At 45.6% G+C, this 5,143-nt stretch carries 3 protein-coding genes; 1 reads left to right on the forward strand and 2 read right to left on the reverse strand.

The annotated features are described in order from the left end of the window. Positions 1-233 precede the first annotated feature (233 nt). Positions 234-3,611 (reverse strand): maltose alpha-D-glucosyltransferase, encoded by a 3,378-nt coding sequence (gene treS / locus QZ938_RS32695; RefSeq protein WP_366863740.1) that lies wholly within the window; start codon positions 3,609-3,611, stop codon positions 234-236. Positions 3,612-4,181: 570 nt separating this feature from the next. Here treS and QZ938_RS32700 point away from each other — a divergent pair. Then, positions 4,182-4,409, forward strand: a complete 228-nt coding sequence (locus QZ938_RS32700; protein WP_293356466.1) for a hypothetical protein — start codon at positions 4,182-4,184, stop codon at positions 4,407-4,409. A 224-nt stretch (positions 4,410-4,633) separates the two neighbouring features. Here QZ938_RS32700 and QZ938_RS32705 read toward each other — a convergent pair whose 3' ends face one another. After that, positions 4,634-4,876 carry a DUF433 domain-containing protein gene (locus tag QZ938_RS32705; RefSeq protein ID WP_293356463.1) on the reverse strand — a complete coding sequence of 81 codons (243 nt, stop codon included), beginning with the start codon at positions 4,874-4,876 and terminating at the stop codon, positions 4,634-4,636. Positions 4,877-5,143: the final 267 nt, after the last annotated feature.

Here is a 5,143-nt window from a genome sequence, read left to right on the forward strand (position 1 = left end):
CCAAAGCCTCATTCTACCGTTAATATTTCACAGAGGCTGGAACCCAGAACCCCCATTCTACCGTTGGTCATTGAAAACTGTCCGGACTATTGTTATTCCGATATTTACATAACCGGGATGCTCCCGGACTTCAGTCCGCAATAAGAAGGACTGAAGTCCTCACTACAAACCTTTGAGGAAACGAGTTAATGTAAGGTGCGCCACAAGCACCCTACTCACTACTTAAAAATCAACTACGGCTTGCCATTAAATTTCAACAATTCCACAATCCGCTTCAGCGGAATTTCCGCCCAATCCAAGCGGTAATTGAGTTCGTAGGCTAGCTCAGCAACCCCTTTTTCCAAAATGTAAGCATCCAGCAAAACTTGTAGTTCCGGTATCGATTTTGGCAAGAAACTGGCATCGGCTGCTGTTACCAAATAGCTGTTAAGAAAAGTGAGGCTGACCCAGCGGTGCCAAACATTCGCCCACTGCTGCATCTCCGGAAGATTTTCAGGGCGGATCATACCGCTTTCAACTTCATTTCGCAGTGCCAAAGTAACAGCATAATTGAAAGATTGTAGCATTCCCGCCACATCTCGCAGGGGCGATCTTTTCATCCGCCGCTCGCTTAACGGTCGATTCCGTTCTCCTCCGAAATCAATAATTACGAAGTCTTTACCTGTATAAAGAACTTGTCCGAAATGGAAGTCCCCGTGACAGCGAATTCGATCCGCCGTGATTCTCAAGTTCAAAATAGACTTGAAACGTTCCATCAGCAACTCTTCCCGGTTTAGGAGATTTTGTGCTAGTTTATGCGCTTCTGGCGGCAGTTTTGACAGCCGCTTTTTCAGCAGCAGCAAAGTTCTTCCTGCCATATTTCTCATGTGTTGGTAGATCGAACGCTGGTAAAATGAGGTGAAGTTTTCTGGAGCAAAAGCGGGATTTTCGGTGTCTGAAGCTAAAGCGAGGTGAAGTTCCGCTGTCCGCTGACCTAAAAGTTCGGCTGATGCTAAGTAAGAGCCGATTAGTTCGCGAGCTAAGGCGGGAATTTCTAGAGATAAATCCACTACTAGCGAGTTTGACTGTCGCATTTGTCCGGTCAAAGCGCTGGGTAAATAGTTTTCGGGGGCTGTAGATAAATTATCGCCTAAATGCTTGGCTTCTACTGTCATTACTTGCTCGAAATAGTCGCGCAGCGTGTCTAATGTATAAGACCAAGCATCTCTGCTGTCGGGGATTAGTTTTTGCAGTATTCCGACTGTAATTACTTGTTTTTCGGCTGTGTGATATTCCAAGGCTCCAGCAATTGGAGCGTAGTGTTGGATTGGGTTGCGATCGGTTAAAAAGCGTCCGATTTCTAATTCGGGGTTAATTCCTTCTTCAACTTTTCGCAATATTTTTAGCACGTAGCGATCGCCGTAAGCTGCGGATGTATTGCTTTGTTCTTTTTTGAACAGGTGAGGTTCTAGCTGCGATAAATCTTGGTCTGAGTTGAATATCTTATCGGCAATTCCTAGGAGTTGACCTGCTGTACCTTGGTAACTGCGAGAATTGCCGATCGCCCTCAGGAGCGCGGTCAGCAGGCCTTTGTCCCCAGCAGCATCAAATAGCACCCCGACTTCGTTGTTTTCAGGGAAGTGCAGGCGCGCGATCGCGCGATCGTCCGCATCGCCTTTCATTTCTTCCCAACCTACAGGCAAAACGTAAGTTTCCGGCATACCTTCTGTATAATTCAACAGCAAAAACAGAATGTAAACTGTAGATTCTTCCCCCGCACTATTCTGACATTCTATAGGAACAATTTCACTAATTTCCAACGATTGAATCGTTCTATCTGCCCCAATGAACCACCGATTGCTGCGTAAATAGTTTGGTAAAAGAGAGAGTAGCATCTCGCTTAATTGACTTGTTACAAAAGCGGTTTTCCAATTGCCGATTACCGCCAAACTAGGCAAGTTTGTCTTAAAACCGTGCAGCGAAAATTCTTCGGGTTTAGGAGTAAGAGTAAACCAGTAAAATGTGTGAGGACTCAAACTCAAAAAGTAAGGTGATTCGCCAACAGGTGGAAACTCAGCGCGCCCGAAAATCTCCACCGGCACAGCACCTTTAAACGGAGAAAGGTCTAATTCTGCCGTCTGCACGAAGCGCGACAAATTAGCGACTACGAGGATGTGTTCGTCTTGATAAGTGCGAACAAAAGCTAAAACTTTGCGGTTTTCTGGGTACAGAAACTCGCAAGTGCCGCGGCCGAATGCTTGGAAGCGCTGGCGCACAGCAATCAAGCGTTTCATCCACCACCAAAGTGAACTGGGATTCGCCCGCTGCGCTTCCACGTTAACAGATTCGTAGTGATATTCAGGGTCAACTATTGGCGGCGCGTACAGTCGCTGCGGGTTAGCGCGGCTGAAACCGGCATTGCGATCGCTACTCCACTGCATCGGAGTTCTCACCCCGTTGCGATCGCCCAAATAGATATTATCACCCATCCCAATCTCATCGCCGTAGTAAAGCACCGGCGTACCAGGAAGAGACAGCAGCAAAGCATTCATCAACTCAATGCGGCGGCGGTTATTTCCCATCAGCGGAGCCAAGCGGCGGCGGATACCCAAATTAATTCTCGCCTGAGTATCTTGAGCGTAAACCCGATACATATAATCTCGGTCTTCATCGCTCACCATTTCCAGCGTCAATTCATCATGATTCCGCAAAAACAATGCCCACTGACAATTATTAGGAATCTGCGGAGTTTGCTGGAGAATATCGCTAATTGGGAAGCTATCTTCCATGTGCAAAGCCATAAATAAACGCGGCATCAGCGGGAAATGAAAGTTCATGTGACATTCATCGCCACCCGAGTAATATTCAACCGCATCCTCCGGCCACTGATTCGCCTCAGCAAGCAGCATCCGGTTCGGGAATTTCTCATCTACGTGCTGCCGCAAATGCTTGAGAAATACGTGAGTTTCTGGCAGGTTTTCGCAGTTAGTACCTTCCCGCTCGTACAGATAAGGCACGGCATCCATTCGCAGTCCATCTACTCCCAGTTCCAACCAAAAATCTACCACATCTAAGATGGCTTGGCGGACGGCGGGATTGTCGTAATTTAAATCTGGTTGGTGAGAATAAAAACGGTGCCAGTAATAAGCTTTTGCTACCCCATCCCAAGCCCAATTAGAAGTTTCAAAATCTTGAAAAATAATCCGAGCATCTTGATATTTTTCCGGTGTATCGCTCCACACATAAAAATCTCTTTCATTACTGCCTTTCGGGGCGCGCCGCGCTCGCTGAAACCATGCGTGCTGGTCGGAAGTATGGTTGACAATTAACTCAATAATAACTCGAATTCCGCGCTGGTGCGCTGCTTCTAAAAGCTCTTTAAAGTCGTCTAACGTGCCGTAAATCGGGTTGACGGTCGTATAGTGAGATGTATCGTAGCCGTCGTCTCGGAGCGGCGAGGGAAAAAATGGCAGTACCCAAATTGCTGTTACTCCCAAGTTTTGCAGGTAATCCAGTTTTTCTGTGAGTCCCCGAAAGTCGCCGATGCCGTCGGCATTGCTGTCTGCAAAAGCGCGAATTGGTACTTCGTAAATGATGGCGTCTTTGAACCACAAGGGATCGTTATTTAACATTGAGTTTGGCATAATTTTTATGGGAGAATGGTAATTTGGATTTGGTAATTTGGATTTGGTAATTTGGATTTGTTAGTGAAAAATCCAAACTGATAAATCATAACGCATAATTCTATCGCGATTCGTCATGCCAGTGGTAGAGTTTTAATCGTAATTTATGAACGCAAAACTTATAAGATCTTAACTAAATAAAATCAACAATCTTATTTGTTATTGCGGATACAGTTCACAATTCGGATCTCGATCGCCACATTACAGGCCCGTGGTTGGCGGTGCACGCCCTACATACTTATACCGGTTCTCAAGCGTGGTGAGGTATCCCCACTAATGCCCAATGCCCAATGCCCAATCCCCATCAGTACCTGATCTATCTGAGAAAGGCTATATATACTCGTCAAATCCTTTCCCCGTGTCCCGTTTCCCCCTCGAACCCTCTCCGGCGGCCGTCGGAGCGACGGTTTTTACTACCTACCGGACGGTTGGCACGACAATACACTGCCTTGACGCTGTTTGCAAATTTTTGTTACATTTATTTACATAAAGCAACAAAAGTTTAAGGAAATAGCAAAAATGACTATTGTAATCGCTCTTTTGGTCGTCGGTTGGGTCGCAGCATCTTTAATTGGCACTCAAGCATATTTTTTGGGCGAACAGTCCAAGCCAATTCACGATCGCAATTGGAGCAATCAATCTTTTGAACAACTGGCAAAATCGGTGACTGGAACAGAAATCGATTACACTGTTCGCGTTCCCGCCTACAGCATGGATGCTTACACCAGTCGCACGATGGGCAATTAGTAATATTAAGCAGCAGGCTTGACTATTTTGAATAACGGGAGCATCTCTGTTTTGATTTTATAGTGCTGTCCCCGCTCGCGATCTATCCAACACTCGCGAGCGGGGACGCTCGCACTGTAAAGAAATTGTTTTTTTGCAAAAGTGAGATGCTCTCTGAATAACAGGCTTTCTGGCCTGTTCCACAAGCAGATTAATTTTTGTGGAACAGGCCAGAAAGCCTGTTTTTAATTTTTGAATAACGCTATTTTGATAGGAATTTCTACTTCTTTAACTCGCCACGCTGCATATGCAAGCGCTTCATATATATCTGCTTCTTCCAGGTAGGGATAGGCTTGCAAAATGCCTGACGGTGAGTGTGCCGATGCCATCAGTCCGACTATTGTTCCAACAGTGACTCGCAAGCCGCGAATGCAGGGTTTTCCTCCCATTACTTCTGGATTCAGAGTGATTCTACTTAGTTGTTTCATAATTTTAAATTACCAGGCTTTCTGGGAAACAAGAAGATTAATTTTGGGTGAAACAGGCTATAAAGTTATTGGTGTCAACTTAACCGAGAAAACTTTTGTATCTTTCGTTTATAGACTAGGCCAGATCCCCCTAAATCCCCCTTAGGGACTCGCGGATAAATAAAATACCAGTCACAATGGGATAATTGTGATATCCCATTTTGGTAAAGTTTCAGAACGTTGCCATGAGGGCAAATACTGTTTTAACTCATGAGGTAAGACTTTCAC

The sequence above is a fragment of the Microcoleus sp. CAWBG27 genome, assembly GCF_020883145.1.
Classification (GTDB): Bacteria; Cyanobacteriota; Cyanobacteriia; order Cyanobacteriales; family Microcoleaceae; genus Microcoleus.

Bases quoted from the DNA above. Each gene is read 5' to 3' on its own strand.
- treS (WP_366863740.1), bottom strand. From the start codon at position 3,611: ATGTTAAATAACGATCCCTTGTGGTTCAAAGACGCCATCATTTACGAA.
- QZ938_RS32705 (WP_293356463.1), bottom strand. From the start codon at position 4,876: ATGAAACAACTAAGTAGAATCACTCTGAATCCAGAAGTAATGGGAGGA.
- QZ938_RS32700 (WP_293356466.1), top strand. From the start codon at position 4,182: ATGACTATTGTAATCGCTCTTTTGGTCGTCGGTTGGGTCGCAGCATCT.